Below are 21589 nucleotides of genomic sequence, written 5' to 3'. Positions count from 1 at the left end.
CGGGCGCGTGATCGGCCCGGCTCCGGCCTGGTCCCGAACCACAACGGCGCGTGAGGCGTGACGAAGCGTCACGCGCGCCGGTGGCCGTGAAAGTCGAGGCAAGCGATAAAACGTGGCGGCGCGGCGAGACGGTGTAGAGAAGCGGTGTAGAAAAGCGGTGTACCCTCGCCGCAAGCCGGAGCCTGGCTGGCGGTCAGTGAAATGCGGCAATCATCGGGCAACCATTTGACAACCACGCTGCGAGCGCACAGCGCCGACGGTCAGCCGTTCGAAAGCTGGTCGAGCCGCAGACGCCCCTGCAACGACAAGCCGCCCACGGCATAATTGCCGTCGCCTTCCTGATAACGCCGGAAGCAGGCCCGTTCGACCAGAAAGGCGGCAGCAGCCAGCATGCCGTTGCGGCTCAGGCCCAGGCGGCCGTGATCGAGCGGCAACATCGAATCGTCGGCAAGTTCGCTGGCGGCCGAGAGAATCGTGATGCAATCGGATTTCGACGGGTTCAGCATAGCTTTGGTCCTCGGAAACGGCGTCTCTGTACGCCACGGGCGGGGCCGGTCCATCATCCGGAAAGCTCCGGGCGTCGGCTTGAAATCTGATTGTAGGCAGCGATTTGACAGATTACCAACTCGCGTTTCGCGGCATTGTGCGGTGAACCAAAGCGCATTGCGCGAGTCCGGTAGTAACAACGACACCACGTGCGGCGGACCTCGCCGTGCGTCACTCTGACTCACTCCCCATGCCCGCACTCATCGAAGACTATGCGCTCGTCGGCGACGGCCACACGGCCGCGCTCATCTCCCGCGAAGGTTCCATCGACTGGCTCTGCTGGCCGCGCTTCGACTCCGGCGCCTGCTTCGCCGCCCTGCTCGGCACGCCCGACAACGGCCGCTGGCTGATCTCGCCCGTCTCGGACACGCCGCCAACCGTCACCCGCAACTACCGGGGCGAAACGCTGATCCTCGAAACCCATTTCGAAACGCCCGAGGGCGCCGTCACGCTGATCGATTTCATGCCGCCGGGCAACGGCTGGTCGGAACTGGTGCGGGTGGTGGTCGGCAAACGCGGCACGGTGCGCATGAAGATGGAACTGGTGCTGCGCTTCGATTACGGCTTCTCGATTCCCTGGGTTGACCGCCTCAAGCACGATAGCGGCATCAAGGCGATCGTCGGACCGGACACCGCCGTATTGCGCACGCCGGTCCAGTTGCGTGGCGAGGACATGAAGACGGTCGCTGAATTCACCGTTAGCGAAGGCGAGCGCGTACCGTTTTCGCTGGCCTATTCGCCCTCGCATCTGCGTATTCCGCCGGCGCGCGACCCGCATACGTCGCTGGCGCGCACGGAAAACTACTGGCTCGAGTGGTCGGCGCGCGGCACGGTGGAAGGACGCTGGGCCGAGCCGATCCGCCGTTCGCTGATCACGCTCAAGGCACTTGCCTACGAGCCGACCGGCGGCATCGTCGCCGCGCCCACGACCTCGCTGCCGGAGCAGCTCGGCGGCACCCGCAACTGGGATTACCGCTACTGCTGGCTGCGCGACGCCACGATCACGCTGCTCGCGATGATGCGCGGCGGCTACTTCGACGAAGCACGCGCATGGCGCTCGTGGCTCGGCCGCGTGACGGCCGGCGCGCCCGATCAGTTGCAGATCATGTACGGCATAGCGGGCGAGCGGCGTTTGCCCGAGTTCGAGCTCGACTGGCTGCCGGGGTATCAGGACGCGAAACCGGTGCGCGTCGGCAATAACGCGGTCGGCCAGCGCCAGCTCGACGTCTACGGCGAAGTGATGAATGCGCTGCATCTCGCGCGGGTCGGCGGCCTGCAGGCGGACGACACCGCGTGGAACGTGCAATGCGCGCTCCTCGCCCATCTCGACACGATCTGGCGGGAGCCCGACGAAGGCATCTGGGAAACACGCGGCGGCCGCCAGCACTTCACCTTCTCGAAGGTGATGGCGTGGGTCGCCTACGACCGCGCGATCAGATCGGCGGAAATGTTCAAGCTCGACGGCCCGCTCGACGAATGGCGCACCACCCGCGCGCAAATCCACGCGGAAGTCTGCGAAAAAGCGTGGAATCCCGAGCTCAACGCGTTCTCGCAGTGCTACGGCACCGACCAGCTCGATGCGAGCGTGCTGTTGATGCCGCTGGTGGGGTTTCTGCCGCCGCGCGACCCGCGCGTGAAAGGCACGGTAGCGGCGATCGAGAGGGACCTGATGAGCGACGGATTCGTGATGCGCTATCGCACCACCGAATACGACGACGGCCTGCCGCCTGGGGAAGGCACGTTTCTCGCGTGCTCGTTCTGGATGGTGGACAACCTGGCGTTGCAAGGCCGCCTCGACGAAGCAATCGCGATGTACGAACGGCTCCTCGCGCTGTGCAACGACGTCGGTTTGCTCGCGGAAGAGTACGATCCGGGTGCGAGGCGGCTGGTCGGCAATTTCCCGCAGGCGTTTTCGCACGTGGCGCTCGTGCATACCGGCCTGAACCTGATGAAACACGAACAGGCGATGGCGCAGGCGACCGGGCAACCGCCCCATAACGGCGCCGGACCCACCGAACTTGATGCTGCGGCAACCCCGGATAGCGGCGCGGCAACATCGCCAGTAGCATGATTTAATGACAGTTTGCGCGCGAGCCGCGCGCAAATTGCTGCATTGCACAAGTACGCTTACTTCGATATGATCGATCAGACTGTCGGCCGAAAAACAATGTGCCCACAACCAATTTGGCCTGCCGCAACGCCATGCGCGTGTTTGCGAAGCCCTATGCGAACCGCTTAAACGGAGCACCTATGCTCTACCAACTGCACGAATTCCAGCGGGCTATGTTGAGCCCCCTCACCGCCTGGGCCCAGGCCGCCTCCAAATCTTTCGCGAATCCCGCTAGCCCGCTGGCCTATGTGCCCGGCGCCACGCGCCTTTCAGCCGGTTACGAACTGCTCTACCGGCTGGGTAAAGATTACGAAAAGCCTGAGTTCAATCTTCATCAGATTGTCAAAGACGGGCACAACATCCCGATCATCGAACAGACGATCATCGAGAAGCCGTTTTGCCGCCTGATGCGCTTCAAGCGTTTCGCCGACGACAGCGACGCTGTTATCCAATTGAAAGACGAGCCGGTCGTGCTGGTGTGCGCGCCGTTGTCCGGGCACCACGCCACACTGCTGCGCGACACCGTGCGCACGTTGCTGCAAGACCACAAGGTCTACCTGACCGACTGGATCGACGCACGCATGGTGCCGCTCGAAGCCGGCGAGTTTCATCTGGACGACTACGTCGCCTACATTCAGGAATTCATCCGCCACATCGGCGCGAAGAATCTGCACGTGATCTCGGTGTGTCAGCCCACCGTGCCCGTGCTCGCCGCCATTTCGCTGCTGGCGAGCCGCGGCGAGGACACGCCGCGCACCATGACGATGATGGGCGGCCCGATCGACGCGCGCAAGAGCCCGACCTCCGTCAACTCGCTCGCCACGCAGCATTCGTACGAGTGGTTCGAGAACAACGTGATCTTCACGGTGCCGCCGAACTATCCGGGTGTAGGCCGCAAGGTTTACCCGGGCTTTCTGCAGCACACCGGTTTTGTGGCCATGAATCCGGAACGTCACGCGGCGTCACACTGGGATTTCTATCAGAGCCTGCTGCGCGGCGACGAAGACGACGCGGAAGCGCACCGCCGCTTCTACGACGAATACAACGCAGTGCTCGACATGGACGCGGACTACTATCTCGACACGATCCGCGTCGTGTTCCAGGAATTCCGCCTGGCCGACGGCACGTGGGAGGTCGCCGGCGAACGGGTAAAACCGCAGGACATCACGAAGACCGCGCTCTTCACGATCGAAGGCGAGCTGGACGATATCTCCGGCGACGGCCAGACCTATGCCGCGCACGAACTGTGCACGGGCATTCCGGAAAAAGACAAGCGTCACTTCACGGCGGAAAAGTGCGGGCACTACGGCATTTTCTCGGGACGCCGCTGGCGCACCATCATCTATCCGCAACTGCGCGACTTCATTCTCGAGCACAACAAGGCGCCGAAGGTTGCGAAGGAAAAAGTCGAAGCCTGAGCGCCGCGCGCGCAGCAAGTCGACAACAACGGCCTCTTCGGAGGCCGTTGTCGTTTATGAGGATCCCGAAGCCTCGACGTGCAACGGGCGATGCAACCTATTTCCGCAGCAGGTACGCGAGCAGCAACTCGGTGTTCATCTGAACCACTTCGCCGCGCTCGCTCGCGCTGCTGAAATCGCGGCCGAGTGTGGCTTCGAGCGTGAAGCGGTTCGACACGATGTAGTAGCCCATGCCGGACAGCGTGACATAGAAACGCAGCGGATCGACGTTGGTGCGAAATAGCCCCGCGCGTTGACCTCGCTCAAGAATGCCGCCGAGCGTGGCGACGATCGGCGAGATCATTTCGCGAATGCGCGTGGATTTCTGCATATAGCGTGCTTCATGCAGATTCTCATTGTTGATGAGACGCAGTAACTCTGGATGATCGCGATAGTAATCCCAAACAAAATGCGCGAGACGGGTAATCGCCTCGACCGGGGCAATGCCATTGAGTTCGAGCGTGCGCTCCGCTTCATTGAGCGCGCTGAACGCGTGCTCGAGTACGGCGGTAAAAAGCTGCTCCTTGCTACCGAAGTAGTAGTACAGCATGCGCTCATTCGTTTCCGCGCGGCGGGCGATCTGATCGACGCGCGCGCCGAATAGCCCACCATTTGCAAACTCTTCGGCCGCCGCAAGCAGAATGCGGCGCCGGGTGCCTTCAGGATCTCTTTTGATTTTCGGCTGATTCATGGTGGCATCGTCTTCGTGAGCCGCGTTATCCGGATCGTACCGTCGGCCTCTCCTCGGGCCTTGCACCGACAGCACTGAACGGGCTGGTTTGGGGAATACCCTTCTGCGGTCTTTCGAAAAAGCGCTTCGATTATGGCACATGGATTGCGGATGGCAATTGGGGAAATCGGCGATAATGTGCTATTTAGTTCAAGCTGTGCGGCCGCAAGCCAAAGCCCCACGTCGTGACCGTGACAGATACCAAAACACTCGCAGACCGCGTCGAAGATCTGCTCCCCCAGACGCAATGCACCAAGTGCGGTTACCCCGCATGCCGCCCCTATGCCGAAGCCGTTGCAAGCGGCGCGGCCAACTACAATCAATGCCCGCCGGGCGGCGCCGAAGGCATCGCCCGGCTCGCCGCCCTGCTCGGCAAGCCGGTGATTCCGCTCAATTCCGCCAACGGCGTCGAACGGCCGCGTCCGTTGGCGGTTATCGACGAACAGGTTTGCATCGGCTGCACGTTGTGCATGCAAGCCTGTCCGGTCGATGCAATAGTTGGCGCACCGAAACAGATGCATACGGTCATCGCAGAACTCTGCACCGGCTGCGACCTGTGCGTGCCGCCCTGCCCGGTCGACTGTATTGCGTTGCCGCCCGTCACCGGCCAGGCGACCGGCTGGGCCGCGTGGAGCCAGGCGCAGGCCGACGCCGCGCGCGAACGCCATGACCGGCGCGAAGCACGTCTCGCGCGCGAACGCGAGGCGGCCGAGGCACGTGCCGCGGCGCGGCGCGCAGGCAGCAGTCCCGCTGCCCAGGTTACCGGTACAGCGCAGGCCGGCGCCGCGGCGCCATCGGCCGCACCCGCCGTGGAGGACGCCGAAGCTAAGAAACGCGCGATCATCCAGGCCGCGCTCGAACGCGCCCGCAAGAAGAAAGAAGAACTGGCCGCCAAAGGCCAGGCCCCGCTGAACACCGAGCATGTGAGCGCCGACGTACAAGCCCAGATCGACGCCGCCGAAGCACGCCGCCGCCGTCTCGGACTTGCCGCGGACGACACCGGCACGCCGTCCGACAAGCGCTAACCGCACCTTCACGCCGAGCATGAACGCGAATAAACGCCGCGCCATCTACGAGACGCTCAGGAGTCTCAATCCGCATCCGACCACCGAGCTGGAGTACACCACTCCGTTCGAACTGCTGATCGCCGTGCTGCTATCGGCGCAGGCCACCGACGTGTCGGTCAACAAAGCCATGCGCAAGATGTTCCCGGTTGCGAATACACCGCAGCAGGTTTTCGATCTCGGCGAAGAAGGCGTGGCCGGCTACATCAAGACCATTGGCCTTTATCGCACCAAGGCGAAGAACGTCATCGCGACCTGCCGCATTCTGCTCGACCAGTACGGCGGCGAAGTGCCCGAGGATCGCGAAGCGCTCGAAAGCCTGCCGGGCGTCGGCCGCAAAACGGCCAATGTGATTTTGAATACGGCATTCGGTCATCCGACCATCGCGGTCGACACGCACATCTTTCGGGTTGCGAATCGAACCGGTCTCGCGCCCGGCAAAGACGTTCGCGCGGTCGAAGCGGCGCTGGAGAAGTTCACCCCCGCCGAGTTCAAGCAGGATGCGCACCACTGGCTGATCCTGCACGGCCGTTACGTGTGCAAGGCGCGCCGGCCCGAATGCTGGCATTGCGTGATCGAGCCGCTGTGCGAGTTCCGGCCGAAAACGCCGGCACCGGATCTGTAAGCCGCGCGGCCGCGTCATTCAGCGTCGCGGCCGCGCGCGCCAGCAGCCCACGCCGCCCCGGCGTAAAATGGCGGCCTGCCTCGCCCGCATCACAGGCTGACGCTTTACAGGCTTACGCCCCACTCAACGCACCGGTCCCACGATGTTCAATCCCAGCCGCGACGAAGTCCGTCTCTTCTTCACCGACACCTGGCGCAAGCAGCGTCAAGGCGAAATTCTCACGCCGCTGGAGGCCATCGCCGCCGACTGGATCGTCGAGCATCCCGAATACCACGCCGACCTGACCGATGGCGAAGCAGCCCAGGCGCAGGACTACTCGCCCGAACGCGGCCAGACCAACCCGTTCCTGCATCTGTCCATGCATCTGGCCATTACCGAACAGTTGTCGATCGACCAGCCGCCCGGCATTCGCGCCGCACATGAACGGCTCGCCGCACGCCTCGGCTCGACTCACGAGGCGCAGCACGCCATCATGGATTGCCTCGGCGAAACCATCTGGGAAGCGCAGCGCACCGGCACGCCGCCGGACACGGACGCGTATCTGCAACGCATCGAGCGGCGCGCCACACGCGACTGAAACCGGCACCGAACCGGCGAATCACATCGCAAAAGCACCGCCCCAAAAGCACGACACCCCGCCGAAGCGGGGTGTCGTTCAATCCGGAAGCAGCGCGCAGACCGCGCGGCTCGCTTACTTCTTCTGCACCAGATCGCCGTTCAGCGATTCGACATAAGCGGCAATGTCTTTCATGTCGCTTTGCGACAGGCTTTGCACCTGCGCCTGCATGATCGCGTTGTTGCGACCGAAGTGCGGGTTGCCGTTGCCCATCTGGTATTGACGCAACGACCAGTAGACATAATCGGAATGCTGACCGGCAAGCTTCGGATATTCCGGGCTCACCGGCTTGTTCAGGTTCACGCCGTGGCAAGCCGCGCAGTTGTGGCTGTCCGCCAGCACCTTGCCGTTGCCCGCGTCTGCGGCGTGCGCGAGGTTCGCTGCAACCAGACCGATCATTGCCGCCGACGCGCATGCAGCCTTGAACACCGTGTGGAGTGCCTGTTGGGGCTTATTCATGAATTCTCCTATCCCGCGAATTTTATTAGCCGGGTGACTGGATGGATGACCGCAGCCGATCACTTGTCGGGATTGCTTTTCGAAGAGGAATTTTGTGCGGCGTAGTAGGCGGCGATGTCGGCGATATCCTGATCCGACAGCGACGCGGTGATGGCGCGCATCGTTTCGAAATGGCGGTCGCCCTTCTTGTAGCCGTGCAGGGCGTTTTCGAGGTACGCCTGGTTCTGGCCGCCGAGCATCGGCACGCGGTAGACCTCAGGGTAAGCCGTGCGGTATTCAGGAATGCCGTGGCAGCCGATACACATCGCGACCTTGCCCTGGCCCGCCTTAGCGTTGCCGACGACATCCGCTGCCTGCGCACTGGCCGCATAGCCCGCGAGCACCGACAGCGCTGCGATCACGACGTGTTTGCCAACGAATTTATTCATAGCATGTAACCTGGCTTGAGGGGAAACGGGCGACCAAAAAGGCAACGGCCCGCGCCGTTATTCTTATAGGGTAGCCACGCAGGCCAAAAAAATCGGGCTAATTGTACCGCGACGCCGCGCCAAACGTCCACCGCGCGGGGCCGGCGGCCCATCCGGCCGTCGCAAAACCACGTCTAGCGCCGTTTTGCTCCGCCGCGCGTCCCCCGCAAGGCGGGGCGGCTGCATCGCATGCCGGTCCGGAGCAGCGGTTCGACGCCGCATTCGACGCTGCGGCAGCCTGATCTCCCGGCGTGCCCGCCCACCGGGTCCGCCGGCGAGCATCCGGACCATCCGCCAGCGCCGCGTACGCACCCGCCGCGCCCTGCAACGGCGCGGGTGACACCTTACGCGAGCCGGTTTCAGGCCAACAGGTCTTCTGACTTATACTGGGCTTTTTCCCCGAAAAAGAGCATCTCGCCATGCGTTTCGAAGGCTCATCGCAGTACGTCGCCACCGACGACCTCAAGCTCGCGGTCAACGCCGCGATGACGCTCAAGCGCCCGTTGCTGATCAAGGGCGAACCCGGCACGGGCAAAACCATGCTCGCCGAAGAGGTCGCCGCCGCGCTCGGCATGCCGCTCCTGCAGTGGCACATCAAGTCCACCACCAAGGCGCAGCAGGGCCTGTACGAATACGACGCGGTCTCGCGCCTGCGCGATTCGCAGCTCGGCGACGAACGCGTCAAGGACATCCGCAACTACATCGTCAAGGGCGTGCTGTGGCAGTCGTTCGAGTCGGAGGAGCAAACCGTGCTGCTGATCGACGAGATCGACAAGGCCGATATCGAATTCCCGAACGACCTGCTGCGCGAACTCGACCGCATGGAGTTCTACGTGTACGAGACGCACGAGCTGATCCGCGCGAAACAGCGCCCGCTCGTGATCATCACGTCGAACAACGAGAAGGAACTGCCCGACGCGTTCCTGCGCCGCTGCTTCTTCCACTACATCAAGTTCCCCGACCCGGTCACCATGCAGCAGATCGTCGAGGTGCACTATCCCGGCATCAGGAAGGAACTGCTCGCGGCGGCCATGCAGAGCTTTTTCGATCTGCGCAACGTCGCCGGATTGAAGAAGAAGCCGTCCACCTCCGAACTGCTCGACTGGCTCAAGCTGCTGCTCGCCGAAGACATTCCGCCCGAAGCGCTGCGCTCGTCCGACCAGAAGCAGATCATTCCGCCGCTGCACGGCGCGCTGCTGAAGAACGAGCAGGACGTGAGCCTGTTCGAGCGGCTGATCTTCATGAACCGCAATAACCGTTGATTGATGGTTGATCGGTCGGCAGTGCGTCGATCGATCATTGATTGAGCGCCGGGTCGCCGCCGCGAGGCCGCCGCTGAACAGCGCGCCACACCGACCACCCGCCGCCGCACAGGACCCAGCATGCTGATCGACTTCTTCTACTCGCTGCGCGCCGCCAAGCTGCCGGTGTCGGTGAAGGAATACCTGACGCTGCTCGAGGCGCTCAAAGCCAACGTGATCGCGCCGTCGCTCGACGAGTTTTACTATCTCGCGCGCATGACGCTGGTCAAGGACGAGCAATATTTCGACAAGTTCGACCAGGCGTTCGGCGCGTATTTCAACGGCGTCGCGCAAGCCTCGGAGCTCGCTTTCGACGTCCCGCTCGACTGGCTGAAGAAGAAGCTGCAACGCGATCTCTCGCCGGAAGAAAAAGCGCAGATCGAAGCAATGGGCGGCCTCGACAAGCTCATGGAGCGCCTGAAGGAACTGTTCGACGAACAGAAAGAGCGCCACGAAGGCGGCAACAAGTGGATCGGCACGGGCGGCACGTCGCCGTTCGGCAACGGCGGCTATAACCCGGAAGGTGTGCGCATCGGCGGCGACGCGGGCGGCAACCGCACGGCGGTGAAGGTCTGGGAAGCCCGCGCCTATCGCGATTACGACGACCAGGTGGAAATCGGCACGCGCAACATCAAGGTCGCGTTGCGCCGCTTGCGCCGCTTCGCCCGCGAAGGCGCCGCCGAAGAGCTCGATCTGCCCGACACCATCCGCAGCACCGCCGCGAATGCAGGCTGGCTCGACCTGAAGATGGTGCCCGAGCGCCACAACAAGGTGAAGGTGCTGATGCTGCTCGACGTGGGCGGCTCGATGGACGACCACATCAAGCGCACCGAAGAACTGTTCTCCGCCGCGAAAGCCGAGTTCAAGCATCTCGAGTTCTACTACTTCCACAACTGCGTGTACGACTTCCTGTGGAAGAACAACCGTCGCCGTCACGCCGAGCGCATGCCGACGTGGGACGTGCTGCACAAGTTCACGCCCGACTACAAGCTGATCTTCGTCGGCGACGCGACCATGAGCCCGTATGAGGTGTTGCAGCCGGGCGGTTCGGTGGAGTACAACAACGCCGAGGCCGGCGCGGTCTGGCTGCGCCGCCTCGCCGATCATTTCCCGCATCACGCGTGGCTCAATCCCGAGCCGGAAGGCTTGTGGGCGTACCGGCAGTCGGTCAGCGCGATCCGCGAAGTGCTCGGTCACCGCATGTATCCGCTCACGCTCGCCGGCCTCGAAACTGCCATGCGCACGCTGAGCAAATAGTCCCGTCACGTTTTCACGCTTTACCTTCAACCATAAGAAAGCTTCTGCATGAGTCCGTCGTCATCGCCCGAATTGTCCCCTGCCGCAACGCCGCCCGGACGCCTGAATCCCTTCGCCGACACTTCGCTGTCCGCCGTCGTCGCCGGTTTCGTCGCGATGATGACCGGCTACACGAGTTCGCTCGTGCTGATGTTCCAGGCCGGCCAGGCCGCGCATCTGACCGATGCGCAGATTTCGTCGTGGATCTGGGCGCTCTCGATCGGCATGGCCGTGTGCACGATCGGCCTCTCGCTGCGGTATCGCGCGCCGATCGTGATCGCATGGTCGACGCCCGGCGCGGCGCTGCTGGTGGCCTCGCTGCCGCAGGTGCCGTATGCGGTGGCGATCGGCGCGTTTATCGTCTGCGCGTTGCTGCTCACCGTGGTCGGCCTGACCGGCTGGTTCGACGCGCTGATGCGGAGGATTCCGGCCGGCATCGCCTCGGCCTTGCTGGCGGGCATCCTGTTCGAGATCGGCATCGAGATTTTCCGCGCCGCGCAGTTCCAGACCGCGCTCGTGCTGACCATGTTCTTCACCTATCTGATCGTCAAACGGCTCGCGCCGCGCTACGCGATCGTGACGACGCTGATCGTCGGCACGGCCGCCGCCGGCGCGCTCGGGCTGCTCGACTTCAGCCACTTTCACGTCGCGCTGGCGCATCCGGTATTCACGATGCCGGCGTTTTCGGTGGCGGCCAGCGTCAGCATCGGGATTCCGCTCTTTGTCGTCGCAATGGCGTCGCAGAACGTGCCGGGTATGGCCGTGCTGCGCGCGGACGGCTACACCACGCCGTCCGCGCCGCTGATCTCGACCACCGGCATCGCTTCGCTGCTGCTCGCGCCGTTCGGCTCGCACGGCATCAATCTTGCGGCAATCACCGCAGCGATCTGCACCGGCCCCGAAGCGCACGAAAACCGCGACAAGCGTTACACCGCCGCGGTCTGGTGCGGCATCTTCTATCTGATCGCCGGCATTTTCGGTGCGACCATCGCCGCGCTGTTCGCGGCCTTGCCCAAGGCGCTGGTGGTGTCCGTCGCGGCGCTGGCGCTGTTCGGCTCGATCATGGGCGGGCTCACCAACGCCATGCAGGACGTGAAACAGCGCGAGGCGGCGCTGGTCACGTTCATGGTGACCGCTTCGGGGCTGACGCTGCTGTCCATCGGCTCGGCATTCTGGGGACTGGTGGCGGGCGTGCTGACGCAACTGGTCCTGACCGCGCGGCGCGCCTGACGGACTGCGGCGCTGCGCTGTGGCGCTGCAAGGTCCGGCAATGTCTGCCGATGCCCGCATATCGTCGGCGGAAAAATTGCCGTTCGAAATCCGTGCGAACGGATCGCCATAGGCAAGTGTCAACACTGCATCAGGCGATCGCCATAGAATAGAAGCATCCGGCAGCGTTTCCCGGCAACATGCCGGGCAGTGCTGCAGCGTGACCCGCGGCCGCCGGGCCTGGTTTGTCCTGCAGGCCGGCGGCAATCTCATTTCTCCCGAACCACGGCGCACGCGCGCCCTGAAGGCCCGAACATGACAACCGCACTCGATCAACTCAAGCAATACACCACTGTCGTGGCCGATACCGGCGACTTCCAGCAACTGGCCCAGTACAAGCCGCAAGACGCCACCACCAATCCGTCGCTGATCCTGAAAGCGGTGCAGAAAGACGACTACAAGCCGTTGCTGGAAAAGACCGTCAAGGCGCACGCGTCGAAACCGGTCGGCGCGATCATCGACCAGTTGCTGATCGCATTCGGCACCGAAATTCTCAAGATCATTCCGGGCCGTGTCTCGACCGAAGTCGATGCGCGCCTGTCGTTCGACACGGAAGGCTCGATCGCCAAGGGCCGCGAACTGATCGCGCTGTACAAAGAGCACGGCATCGGCCGGGAGCGCGTGCTAATCAAACTCGCTTCCACGTGGGAAGGCATTCGCGCGGCGGAAGTGCTGCAAAAGGAAGGCATTCACTGCAACATGACGCTGCTGTTCTCGCTCGCCCAGGCCGCCGCCTGCGCCGAAGCGGGTGCGCAGTTGATCTCGCCGTTCGTCGGCCGGATTTACGACTGGTACAAAAAGAACGCCGGCAGCGCGTGGGACGAAGCGAAAGACGGCGGCGCCAACGATCCGGGCGTCAAATCCGTGCGCCGCATCTACGCGTACTACAAGAAGTTCGGCTACAAGACCGAGGTGATGGGCGCGAGCTTCCGCACGCCGGGCCAGATTCTGGAACTGGCCGGCTGCGATCTGCTGACCATCAGCCCGGATCTGCTGCAAAAGCTGCATGAGAGCACCGAGAAGGTGGAGCGCAAGCTGTCGCCGGATATCGCCAAAGAATCGGACATCGAACGTGTGCCGGTCGACGAGTCGTCGTTCCGTTTCCTCGTCAACGACGAAGCGATGGCCACCGAAAAACTCGCCGAAGGTATCCGCGCCTTCGCCGCCGACGCAATCAAGCTGGAAAAGCTGATCGACGCGCTGCGCTAAGCCCTCCTCGCGGCGCGGCGCTCAACGCCCGCGCTCGAAACTCGCGGCCCTGGATCTCGCGGTTCAGGGCCGCGCGCCGTTTACGCGTGGTGTTCCGGAGGGTGTGGAGCGCCGCGGCTGGTGGCGAGAACCGCCGGCCGCCTCCATGACACATAGTCACAATTGCCTCCCGACAGGCGCCTACAATCGTTCGCACGAGCGCTCTCCCGCCAGCCTTTCCGGGAGATACCGGCGCCGCTGACCTTTATTCCGGGAGACGATCATGCAGGTCCAACCTTACGTATTTTTCAACGGGCGTTGCGAAGAAGCGCTCGATTACTACTGCGCGAAGCTCGGCGCCCAGGTCACGTTCAAGATGCGCTACAAGGAGGCGCCGCCCGATCCGCAGAACCAGCCGCGCCCCGGCCTCGAAGAAAAGATCATGCACGCCAGCGTGCAGATGGGCTCGACCGGCTGGATGGCCTCCGACGGCCATTGCGATCCCGCCGTCGGCCCGATGAGCGGTTTCAGCCTGTCGCTGACAGCCGACGACACGGCCTCCGCCGAAAAGTACTTCAATGCCCTCGCCGACGGCGGCCAGGTGATGATGCCGTTTCAACCGACCTTCTGGAGCAAGGGCTTCGGCATGGTGGTGGACCGCTTCGGCCTCATGTGGATGGTGACGCTGCCGGAAGGTTGAGCGCGCGGCGGCGGGAGCTCTCGCGCCGCGAGGGCCGAGGCTTGTCGTGGTTGATCAGTTGGTGCGACTGGTGCAGTTCATCGCAATCGGTGCGGTCTGGGCGAAGTTGGCCAATCGCGCCCGGTCCGGCTCCCACTATCGCGCCTGGTCCAGCCACCTCGCCAGCGCCGGTCAGCCTAAACCTTCGCCAAAACCCGCGAATGCCGTTCGATGTTCCAGTTCGGCTCGGTCTCCAGCAACAGCTCGCGCAACCGGTCAACCTGTTCGGCGAGCCGCTGCCCGAGCCAATACGGCCCCTGAAATTCAGCCGGCAGCTTGAGCGCCGCGTCGGCGTGTCTCTGCGCGAGCGGCGACGCGGCCGGAATGCTGAAGTGCGTCGCCCGGCCAAAACGCAGGGCGCGCGCCATCGCCAGCAGAATCGCACGCACGGTGCTCACCTCCGCGCCGCATTGCCCGGCATACGCGGCGCGCGCCGCCGCGTCGGCGTGCATCAGCGGACCGGTGGCCAGCAACTCCAGCGAACTGAGCACCGAACGGTGCAGCCGCTGAATCTCTTCGAGCTTCGCCTGCGGCACATCGATTTCCTTCGCCACCGAAGGCATCAACGAACGCAATTGCACGAGCCGCTTGTTGATGGCAAGAAAGCGCTTGACCTGCTCTTCCTCGCTGATCGTCTCGCCTTCCAGCAGGCGTGTGTAGATGCGCGCGCATTCGCGCAGATTGGCCGCGATGCCATAGCGCCACGAATAGGTGGCATGCAACGGCAGCGCGAACGAAAACGCCAACGCGATCACAATGCCGATCAGCACGTTCAGCGTGCGCCACAGGCCGACATCGATCAGGTTGTCGCCGTGGCCCGCGACGATACACATGGTGATGGCCGTCAACAGCCCGATATAACCCGACGAGCCGATTGCAAACCACGCGCAGATGGCCGCGACGATCGACATCAGCACATAGGTGAGCGGCAGCGAGCCGGTCAGGTTTTGCAGGAGGATCAGCGCAAGCCCGATCGATGCCCCAAGCAGCGTGCCCGCCGCCCGTTCGGCCGCCTTCTTGCGGATGTTGCCGTGATGCTGCAAGCCGCCGATCACCACCAGCAAAGTGACCGACGACCAGATGCCGTGCGGAATATCGATACCGGTGGTCGCCAGAATCGAAACCAGCATGGCCAGCCCGACGCGCAGACTGTGCAGCACCTTGGCGTGGCGATAGCGGTAGTAAGGCGAAGTGATCGCGCGAACCATCCGGCTGAGCGCCGAACGGCGTGGAATCAACGTGTGGGAATCGGCAGAAGCCATAAGGGCGCGCTCGACGCTGTAAAGGACGGTTCCGCTATCCTGCCCTGGAGTGCGCTATCAAGACAAACGCCCGCAAACTTTCGTCTGCGGGCGCTGCGGTTTTCAGGCTCTCGAACCCGTTGAGGCGGGACGAGGCAAGGCGGGTGTGTCTAGCCTTCCACCACGTCCAGATAGTCTTCCGGGCGGGTGCGGTCTTCCGCGCGCTGCATGCCGGCCGCGCGCACCAGCAGGCTCACCACCACCGCCACCACCAGATTCACGATCAGCGACCATACCGCCGCATAACCCGGAATCGCCATGCCGAACAGATGGATCGTGAAGATCGAGCCGGCCAGCTTCAGCGAAATCGCCATCCACGTGCCGGTTGCGATGCCGACCGCCCAGCCGGCCAGCAGGCCGCGATAGTCGAGCACGCGCGTGTACAAACCCAGCACGATGGCCGGCAGCGTCTGGATGATCCAGATACCGCCGAGCAGCTGCAACTGGATCGCGTACGTAAGCGGCAGGCCGAGAATGAACGCCACCGCGCCGACCTTGACGATCAGCGAGACCAGCTTCGCGACATTGGTCTCCTGCTCGTGCGTCATGTTGCGGTTGACGAACTCCTTGTGGATGTTGCGCGTGTACAGGTTCGCGGCCGCGATCGACATGATCGCCGCCGGCACCAGCGCGCCAATGCCGATCGCCGCGAACGCCACGCCGACGAACCACGACGGGAAGTAATGCAGGAACAGCGCCGGCACCGCGAAGTTCGGGCCGAACGCCTTGAAGTACGGCGCGAACTCCGGCATGTCCTTCACGCCCGAGGCCAAAGCCATGAAGCCGAGCAGCGCGAGCAGGCCGAGCACCAGCGAGTAAGCCGGCAGCATCGCCATGTTGCGGCGAATGGTGTTGCCCGACTTCGACGACAGCACCGCCGTGATCGAGTGCGGATACAGGAACAGTGCGAGCGCCGAGCCCACCGCGAGTGTCGCGTACGCGCTGTAGCCGTTCAGGCTCGACACGTCCGGCGCCTTCAGCAGCAGCTTGGCCGGCGGCACCACGCTGAAGATGTGGCCGAAGCCGCCCAGTTGCGGCGGAATCACAATGATCGCGGCGAAAATCGTGATGTAGATGAGGATGTCCTTGACCACCGCGATCATGGCCGGCGCGCGCAGACCCGAGGTGTACGTGTACGCCGCGAGGATCGCGAATGCGATGATCAGCGGCAGATCGCCGACAAAGCCCTTGGTGTCGAAACCGAGCGCGCCGATCACCACTTCGATCCCGACCAGTTGCAGCGCGATATACGGCATGGTCGCGACGATGCCGGTCACGGCGATCGCCAGAGCGAGCATACGGCTGCCATAGCGCGCCGACACGAAGTCCGCCGATGTCACGTAGCCCTGACGTTTGGCGATGCTCCACAGTTTCGGGAACACGACGAACGCAAACGGATAGATCAGGATGGTGTACGGCAGCGCGAAGAAACCGGTTGCGCCCGCACCGAATACCAGCGCCGGCACGGCAATGAAGGTGTACGCGGTGTACAGGTCGCCGCCCAGCAGGAACCAGGTGACGATGGTGCCGAAGCGCCGGCCACCGAGGCCCCACTCTTCCAGATGCGCGAGATCGCCGCGCCGCCAGTGGGCCGCGATAAAGCCGAGAATCGTGACGCCGACGAAAAACAGAACGAAGACGAAGGTTGCTGTGGCGTTCATTATCGTGCGCCCCCTTGCGGACGGCCATTGGAGCGCGTCTTGGTCTTGAAGTACACGAGCGCCGTGATGACCGCGCTGATCAGCACCCACAGGAGCTGATACCAGTAGAAGAACGGAAAGTCGAACAGCACCGGTTCGACCTTGTTATATGACGGCACCCAGATCATCGCGATCCAGGGCAACAGCAGCAACCAGAGCCAGTGCTTGCTGGCCTTGTTCGCGTCGGCGTCGTGAGCCATGACGTCTCCTCTTCCCTATTATTGAAATGTTGGCCCGTGTTTGACGGGTGGTGGACCCACAGCGGATGGCCACGGGCGCCCCGAAAGCTTCGAAAGAGTATAGGAGCCGCGAACGCGCGGTCAAGCAGGGAGGACCCGAGCACGAGCGTGCTTTCGGGGTCGGCCCGATGGTGTCGGGGCACGCGTGTTCGACGCAACGAGGCGGAACGCGTGAGAGGCCGCGCGGCCTGGGTCTGACAGGCCGGCCCGCGTCGCATGGACGCGGACCGGCTGTTCAATGCGCGATGGATAGCGTTGCGGGCAGGCGTCGCGTGGGCGCAACGGCGGGGGGCGCCGAGGCCGGGCTATCGAGCCTCTGCGCTGCCTTGGGCCGACCCGGCGTACGCGAGCCCAACCACTTCCGGCGCCGGAGTCAGATCGAGAACGAGGCGCCGGTCTGTCCGGTCGATTCCTGCAATCCCTTGATCCACTTGCGCGCGGGCAGACCGAGTTCGGTTTCGATCAGCTTCGCGCGCGCTTGCAGCGCCGTGAACGGCACGTTCAGCGGCGGCCCCGAAAACGCGATCGCGATGCGGTTGCCGTCGTGCACTTCCGGCAGCGCGACCACGCGGCCGTCGAAGGCTTCATTCAGGCGCTTCATGTTGCGCACGAAGCTCGGATGATCGCCGAACAGGTTCACCGTCACCACGCCCGCGTCGGTCAGGCACGCGCGCACCGCGCGATAGAAGCCCACGCTGTCGAGCACCGGGCCACGCGCGGTCGCGTCATAGACGTCGATCTGCAGCGCGCCGATCGTGCCGTGATTGGCGCGGTCGTTGACGAAGTCCCATGCATCGGCTTCGTGCACGGTCAGGCGCGCGTCGTCTTGCGGCAGTTCGAACATCGTGCGCGCGGCCACCACGACCGCCGGGTTCACTTCCACCGCCTCGACCTTCGCGCGCTTCAGGAAGCGGTACGCGAACCTGGTCAGCACCGCGGCGCCCAGACCGAGCTGGACGATGCGCTTCGGCGTTTCGATGAACAGCAGCCAGGCCATCATCTGCTGCGCGTATTCGAGTTCGATGTGATCCGGCTTGCGCAGACGCATCGCGCCTTGCACCCACTCCGTGCCGAAATGCAGAAAGCGCACGCCGCCCTCTTCCGAGAACGTCACCGGTGCGAAACGGGGCTTGCGCGGCGCTTCGATTTGCGGCGCGTCGCGCAGATCGTCGTCGAGCGAAGCGCGCTTCCTGTTGCGCATGGCGTGGTGCTCTTTCTGCGTTTTCTGTTTTCCGCCGGCGGCGTCAGCGTCACGGTTGCGGAAGGCACGCGCTTCAGCCGAAGCGCGCCTGATCAATTTCGTCATGTAAGGATGTCGCGCCAGAGACGCAATTTTTGGTCGAAGGAGAGCATAGCATTCGCCGGACTCGACGAAGGCAATACCAGGGTGACGTAGCCCGCTGCGCCGATCACCGGCGCGAAGCGGCCCGCCGTCTTGCCGTTGAAGCAGACTTTCGCGAGCTTCGGCGCATGCTCGCGCAATGAAGCGAAATCGTTGGGGCTGGCATTGCGGATCGCCGCATCGAGACTGCCTTCGCGCGTGCAGGCGGCGAGCACGTCCCACACGCCGATGCCGTGCGCCAGCACGCGCCGCAGACGCTCTTCGTAGCCGAGGTCGGCGAGCGGTTCGTCGAGCACGGTGCCGAGTAGCCGCCAGAACTGGTTGCGCGGATGCGCGTAATACTGCGTCGCGGCCAGCGACGCCTCGCCGGGAAAGCTGCCGAGAATCAGCGTATGCGTATCCGCCGCGACGACGGGAGGAAAGCCGCGCAGCATCAGCGGCGCTGCTCGTCGGACGCACGCGTGGCGGGATGCGCGCGCGAGGCGGTGTGTTCGAGCGGACGGCCGTGTTCGCGCACGCGCGGATGCGCGGACCAGTCGCCTGATCCGCCAGCCCCGGACACCGTGGCCAGATGCGCCCATAGCGCCGGCAACATGCATTCGGTCACCATCAAGGGCGCGCCGTGGCGCTCGAACACCGAGCGGCGCGCGACCAGCGCATGCGGCGGCAGGCTCTCGATCGCGCACGCCGCGAGGCGATAGAGCGGATGCCGAGCGGTCAGCCTGCGGCTCACCAGCGACGAACGCGCCACGCTGCTGTCGCTATACAGCAGTTCAGCCAGCGGCCGCGTGCGCAAGCGCCGCATGGCCTGCCACACGCCGGCACTCGCGGCGAGCGGCGCGACGCTATGCGCCGCGACGAACGGCACGCCTTCGACCGCGAGGACGACTTCGCGCACCCAGACCGGCGCACGCGGCGCGAGGCCGAGCGCGGCATGCTCGTCGGGCCACGGCAGCGCGACGCCTTCGCGCGTCACGCGAACCGCGACCGCGCCGAGCGCGCGCAGATGCGCGGTCAGTGAACCACCACGGGTCAGCCAGTCTTTCTGCGCGGCGCTCAGGCCGGGCAAGGGCGCGACGCGCCAGTGGGCGTCGGCGGCAACGAAACGGATAGACATGGTGTCGGATTATAACGGCGCGGGCGTCGGACCATTCGCACCACGCACGCGCTCTGCTTCGGCGGAATTCGTGCACAGAATCCGTCCACCACGCCGCGGGGCGCGACGCAACTCGACTGGATTGCCGCTCCCGGTTGGTTCCGCTTCTGCGCCGCTCAACTCGCGCCCGAGCGCGCCTCGTTCTCAGCCGGCAACAAACTCGCGCAACGCGTGTGCGACCTCTTCGAGCACCGCATCCCACCGCCCCAGTTCGCGCTGCCTGAACAGACGCGCCGACGGATACCACGGACTGTCGTCACGCTCCGTCATCCAGCGCCAGTCGGTAAACGTGGGCACCAGCACCCAGACCGGCGTGCCGCACGCGCCGGCCAGATGGGCAACCGCGGTATCCACCGTAATGACCAGATCGAGCGACTGCACGATCGCCAGCGTATCGGCGAACGTGCCGATCTCCGGCCCGAGCCCGTGCAGGCCGATATCCGCGCGCCACGCCACCGCCTCGTTCTGCGCTTCGCCCTTTTGCAGCGAAAACCATCTCACGCCGGTCTGCTCCAGAACCGGCAGCCATTGCGGCAACGGAATAGACCGGTAGCGATCGAGCCCGTACGCCGGATTGCCGGCCCAGACAATGCCGACTCGTTTTCTGAACGGACCGCGCGCCGCCAGCGGGCCGATTGCGTCGAGGCGGCTGCGCCAGCGCTGCACCTGGGCCGGCGCCGCGCGCAGATAAGACGTGGCGAGCGGCAACATCGGCAGATCCAGCTTCATGGGCTCGGGCATTCTGAGCATCCGGCACCAGTAGTCGTATGGGCCGGGCGGCTCGGTGGTCCACGCGGCATGCACACCGGCCGCGAGATGCGCCACGTCGCCGAGTGGAACCTCGACCCAGACGTCGACCCGCGCGCCATGCCGATGCAGCCAGTCGGCCATGCCGAGGAACTGCAACTGATCGCCAAGCCCCTGTTCGCCGACGAGCAGAAAGCGGCGCCCCGCCACCGGCTCCCCCCGCCACTCCGGATAAGCGGGGCAAGCCAGATCGCGATTTTCCGGCAGCGCGTCATGCCACCGGTATTGTCTCCAGCCGTTTCGGAAATCGCCCGCGCGCAGTTGTGCGGCCGCCAGATTGAATTGCATCAGCGGATGATCGGGCATCAGCCGCGCGGCTTCGACGGCATGGGCATGCATGGCGCTGAACTCGCCCAGCATGTTGAACGCAAACGACGCGTTGTGATGCAGCCAGCCGTTGTGCGGATCGACGCCGAGGCCTTCGACGGCAACACTCACTGCGTCCCTGAAACGCTCCACGCCGTTCAGCGCATAAGCCACCTGTTGCAGCGCGAACGCGTCCGCGGCGAAACGGCTGCGCAGCGCGGCGAGCAGGTCGTCGAGCTGCGCATCGCGCTGCGCCGCGGACAGCGCCACGATCAGTTCGAGCGCGTCCGGCAGATGCGTCGAGTCGAGCGCCCACGCGCGTAGCCAGTAGTCCGCTGCGTCCTCGCGGCGATCGAGCTCCGTACTGATTCGCGCAAGCGCGCGCACGGCATGATGCAACGCCGGCTCGCGTTCGAGCGCTTCGAGGTAGTGCCCGCATGCCTCGGCGAGGCGCGTCGACAGCTTCAGACAGTCGCCCAGATTGCGATGCAGGCTCGCGGTGCCGCCACCCAGGCTCATGGCGCGATGGTAGAACGCTTCGGCCGCGATCAACTCGCCGCCCAGCGCGGCAATCAGGCCGCGATGCTCCCAGATATCCGCGCGCCCCGGCGCAATGTTCAGGGCCCGGTCCAGATACTCGCGCGACCGTTCGGGCCGATCGACGCGAAATGACGCGAGGCCGAGACGGTGGAGCGCGTGTACGTTGTGCGGTTGTTCCGCGAGGACTCGCCCGTAAGCGGCAATCGCTTCATGATGGTGTCCTGCTGCGAAGCAGGCGTCGGCGTGCGCGGTGATCGTGGCGACGTCGTTGGACAACGAGGCGCATAGTGGTGAATCTGTTTCGTGCATCAACATCAATCAATCAGTTGCG

At 64.3% G+C, this 21589-nt stretch carries 21 protein-coding genes; 10 read left to right on the top strand and 11 right to left on the bottom strand.

Annotated elements, in window-relative coordinates:
- Positions 1 to 260: 260 nt before the first annotated feature.
- On the bottom strand, positions 261 to 506 hold the full coding sequence (locus BXE_RS05585; RefSeq protein WP_038456674.1) for a hypothetical protein: 246 nt from the start codon (positions 504 to 506) through the stop codon (positions 261 to 263).
- A 230-nt stretch (positions 507 to 736) separates the two neighbouring features.
- On the opposite strand from BXE_RS05585, the gene BXE_RS05580 reads away from it, so the two are divergent.
- Both BXE_RS05580 and BXE_RS05575 read left to right on the top strand, forming a co-directional pair.
- Positions 737 to 2617, top strand: coding sequence for a glycoside hydrolase family 15 protein (locus tag BXE_RS05580; protein ID WP_011487409.1), 1881 nt, complete (start codon positions 737 to 739; stop codon positions 2615 to 2617).
- 179 nt (positions 2618 to 2796) lie between these two features.
- Positions 2797 to 4074 carry a polyhydroxyalkanoate depolymerase gene (locus BXE_RS05575; RefSeq protein ID WP_011487408.1) on the top strand — a complete coding sequence of 426 codons (1278 nt, stop codon included), beginning with the start codon at positions 2797 to 2799 and terminating at the stop codon, positions 4072 to 4074.
- A 97-nt stretch (positions 4075 to 4171) separates the two neighbouring features.
- Here the strand turns inward: BXE_RS05575 and BXE_RS05570 are convergent, their stop codons facing one another.
- Positions 4172 to 4804 (bottom strand): TetR/AcrR family transcriptional regulator, encoded by a 633-nt coding sequence (locus BXE_RS05570; RefSeq protein ID WP_011487407.1) that lies wholly within the window; start codon positions 4802 to 4804, stop codon positions 4172 to 4174.
- 230 nt (positions 4805 to 5034) lie between these two features.
- Between BXE_RS05570 and rsxB the strand changes: the two genes are divergently transcribed.
- The 3 genes from rsxB (at position 5035) to BXE_RS05555 (ending at position 7109) form a co-directional block, all read left to right on the top strand.
- Positions 5035 to 5868: an electron transport complex subunit RsxB gene (rsxB, locus tag BXE_RS05565; protein WP_049782224.1), complete on the top strand. Its 834-nt coding sequence runs from the start codon at positions 5035 to 5037 to the stop codon at positions 5866 to 5868.
- A gap of 19 nt (positions 5869 to 5887) precedes the next feature.
- Positions 5888 to 6532, top strand: a complete 645-nt coding sequence (gene nth, locus BXE_RS05560; protein ID WP_011487405.1) for an endonuclease III — start codon at positions 5888 to 5890, stop codon at positions 6530 to 6532.
- Between the two features lie 142 nt (positions 6533 to 6674).
- Complete coding sequence (locus tag BXE_RS05555) at positions 6675 to 7109, top strand: DUF1841 family protein (RefSeq protein ID WP_011487404.1); 435 nt, start codon at positions 6675 to 6677, stop codon at positions 7107 to 7109.
- A gap of 114 nt (positions 7110 to 7223) precedes the next feature.
- Here BXE_RS05555 and BXE_RS05550 read toward each other — a convergent pair whose 3' ends face one another.
- Both BXE_RS05550 and BXE_RS05545 read right to left on the bottom strand, forming a co-directional pair.
- Positions 7224 to 7607, bottom strand: a complete 384-nt coding sequence (locus BXE_RS05550; RefSeq protein WP_011487403.1) for a c-type cytochrome — start codon at positions 7605 to 7607, stop codon at positions 7224 to 7226.
- A gap of 59 nt (positions 7608 to 7666) precedes the next feature.
- Entirely contained in the window at positions 7667 to 8035 is a 369-nt protein-coding gene (locus BXE_RS05545; RefSeq protein ID WP_007175710.1) for a c-type cytochrome, read from the bottom strand.
- 458 nt (positions 8036 to 8493) lie between these two features.
- Between BXE_RS05545 and BXE_RS05540 the strand changes: the two genes are divergently transcribed.
- The 5 genes from BXE_RS05540 to BXE_RS05520 all read left to right on the top strand — a co-directional run bounded on the left by BXE_RS05540 (position 8494) and on the right by BXE_RS05520 (position 13828).
- Positions 8494 to 9336, top strand: a complete 843-nt coding sequence (locus tag BXE_RS05540; protein WP_011487402.1) for an AAA family ATPase — start codon at positions 8494 to 8496, stop codon at positions 9334 to 9336.
- A gap of 120 nt (positions 9337 to 9456) precedes the next feature.
- Entirely contained in the window at positions 9457 to 10632 is a 1176-nt protein-coding gene (locus BXE_RS05535) for a vWA domain-containing protein (protein ID WP_011487401.1), read from the top strand.
- 48 nt (positions 10633 to 10680) lie between these two features.
- Positions 10681 to 11901: a benzoate/H(+) symporter BenE family transporter gene (locus BXE_RS05530; RefSeq protein WP_011487400.1), complete on the top strand. Its 1221-nt coding sequence runs from the start codon at positions 10681 to 10683 to the stop codon at positions 11899 to 11901.
- Positions 11902 to 12195: 294 nt separating this feature from the next.
- Positions 12196 to 13149 carry a transaldolase gene (gene tal, locus BXE_RS05525; RefSeq protein WP_011487399.1) on the top strand — a complete coding sequence of 318 codons (954 nt, stop codon included), beginning with the start codon at positions 12196 to 12198 and terminating at the stop codon, positions 13147 to 13149.
- A gap of 262 nt (positions 13150 to 13411) precedes the next feature.
- A complete protein-coding gene (locus BXE_RS05520; RefSeq protein WP_011487398.1) occupies positions 13412 to 13828 on the top strand; it encodes a VOC family protein in 417 nt (138 codons plus the stop codon).
- A gap of 176 nt (positions 13829 to 14004) precedes the next feature.
- Here the strand turns inward: BXE_RS05520 and BXE_RS05515 are convergent, their stop codons facing one another.
- The 7 genes from BXE_RS05515 to BXE_RS05485 all read right to left on the bottom strand — a co-directional run bounded on the left by BXE_RS05515 (position 14005) and on the right by BXE_RS05485 (position 21573).
- On the bottom strand, positions 14005 to 15129 hold the full coding sequence (locus BXE_RS05515) for an FUSC family protein (RefSeq protein ID WP_011487397.1): 1125 nt from the start codon (positions 15127 to 15129) through the stop codon (positions 14005 to 14007).
- 149 nt (positions 15130 to 15278) lie between these two features.
- Positions 15279 to 16829 carry a monocarboxylate uptake permease MctP gene (mctP, locus tag BXE_RS05510; protein ID WP_011487396.1) on the bottom strand — a complete coding sequence of 517 codons (1551 nt, stop codon included), beginning with the start codon at positions 16827 to 16829 and terminating at the stop codon, positions 15279 to 15281.
- Entirely contained in the window at positions 16829 to 17068 is a 240-nt protein-coding gene (locus BXE_RS05505) for a DUF3311 domain-containing protein (RefSeq protein WP_007175718.1), read from the bottom strand. Before BXE_RS05505 ends, mctP begins: the two co-directional genes overlap by 1 nt.
- A 412-nt stretch (positions 17069 to 17480) precedes the next feature.
- Entirely contained in the window at positions 17481 to 18413 is a 933-nt protein-coding gene (locus tag BXE_RS05500; protein WP_011487395.1) for a spermidine synthase, read from the bottom strand.
- Positions 18410 to 18883, bottom strand: coding sequence for a DNA-deoxyinosine glycosylase (locus tag BXE_RS05495; protein ID WP_011487394.1), 474 nt, complete (start codon positions 18881 to 18883; stop codon positions 18410 to 18412). The genes BXE_RS05500 and BXE_RS05495 overlap by 4 nt, the downstream gene beginning before the upstream one ends.
- Positions 18883 to 19566, bottom strand: a complete 684-nt coding sequence (locus BXE_RS05490; RefSeq protein WP_011487393.1) for a chorismate--pyruvate lyase family protein — start codon at positions 19564 to 19566, stop codon at positions 18883 to 18885. Before BXE_RS05490 ends, BXE_RS05495 begins: the two co-directional genes overlap by 1 nt.
- Before the next feature lie 183 nt (positions 19567 to 19749).
- Complete coding sequence (locus tag BXE_RS05485; RefSeq protein ID WP_011487392.1) at positions 19750 to 21573, bottom strand: tetratricopeptide repeat protein; 1824 nt, start codon at positions 21571 to 21573, stop codon at positions 19750 to 19752.
- Positions 21574 to 21589: the final 16 nt, after the last annotated feature.

Origin of the sequence: Paraburkholderia xenovorans LB400 (assembly GCF_000013645.1) — a bacterium.
Lineage (GTDB): Bacteria > Pseudomonadota > Gammaproteobacteria > Burkholderiales > Burkholderiaceae > Paraburkholderia > Paraburkholderia xenovorans.
This window is presented reverse-complemented; position numbering and strand designations above follow the sequence as displayed.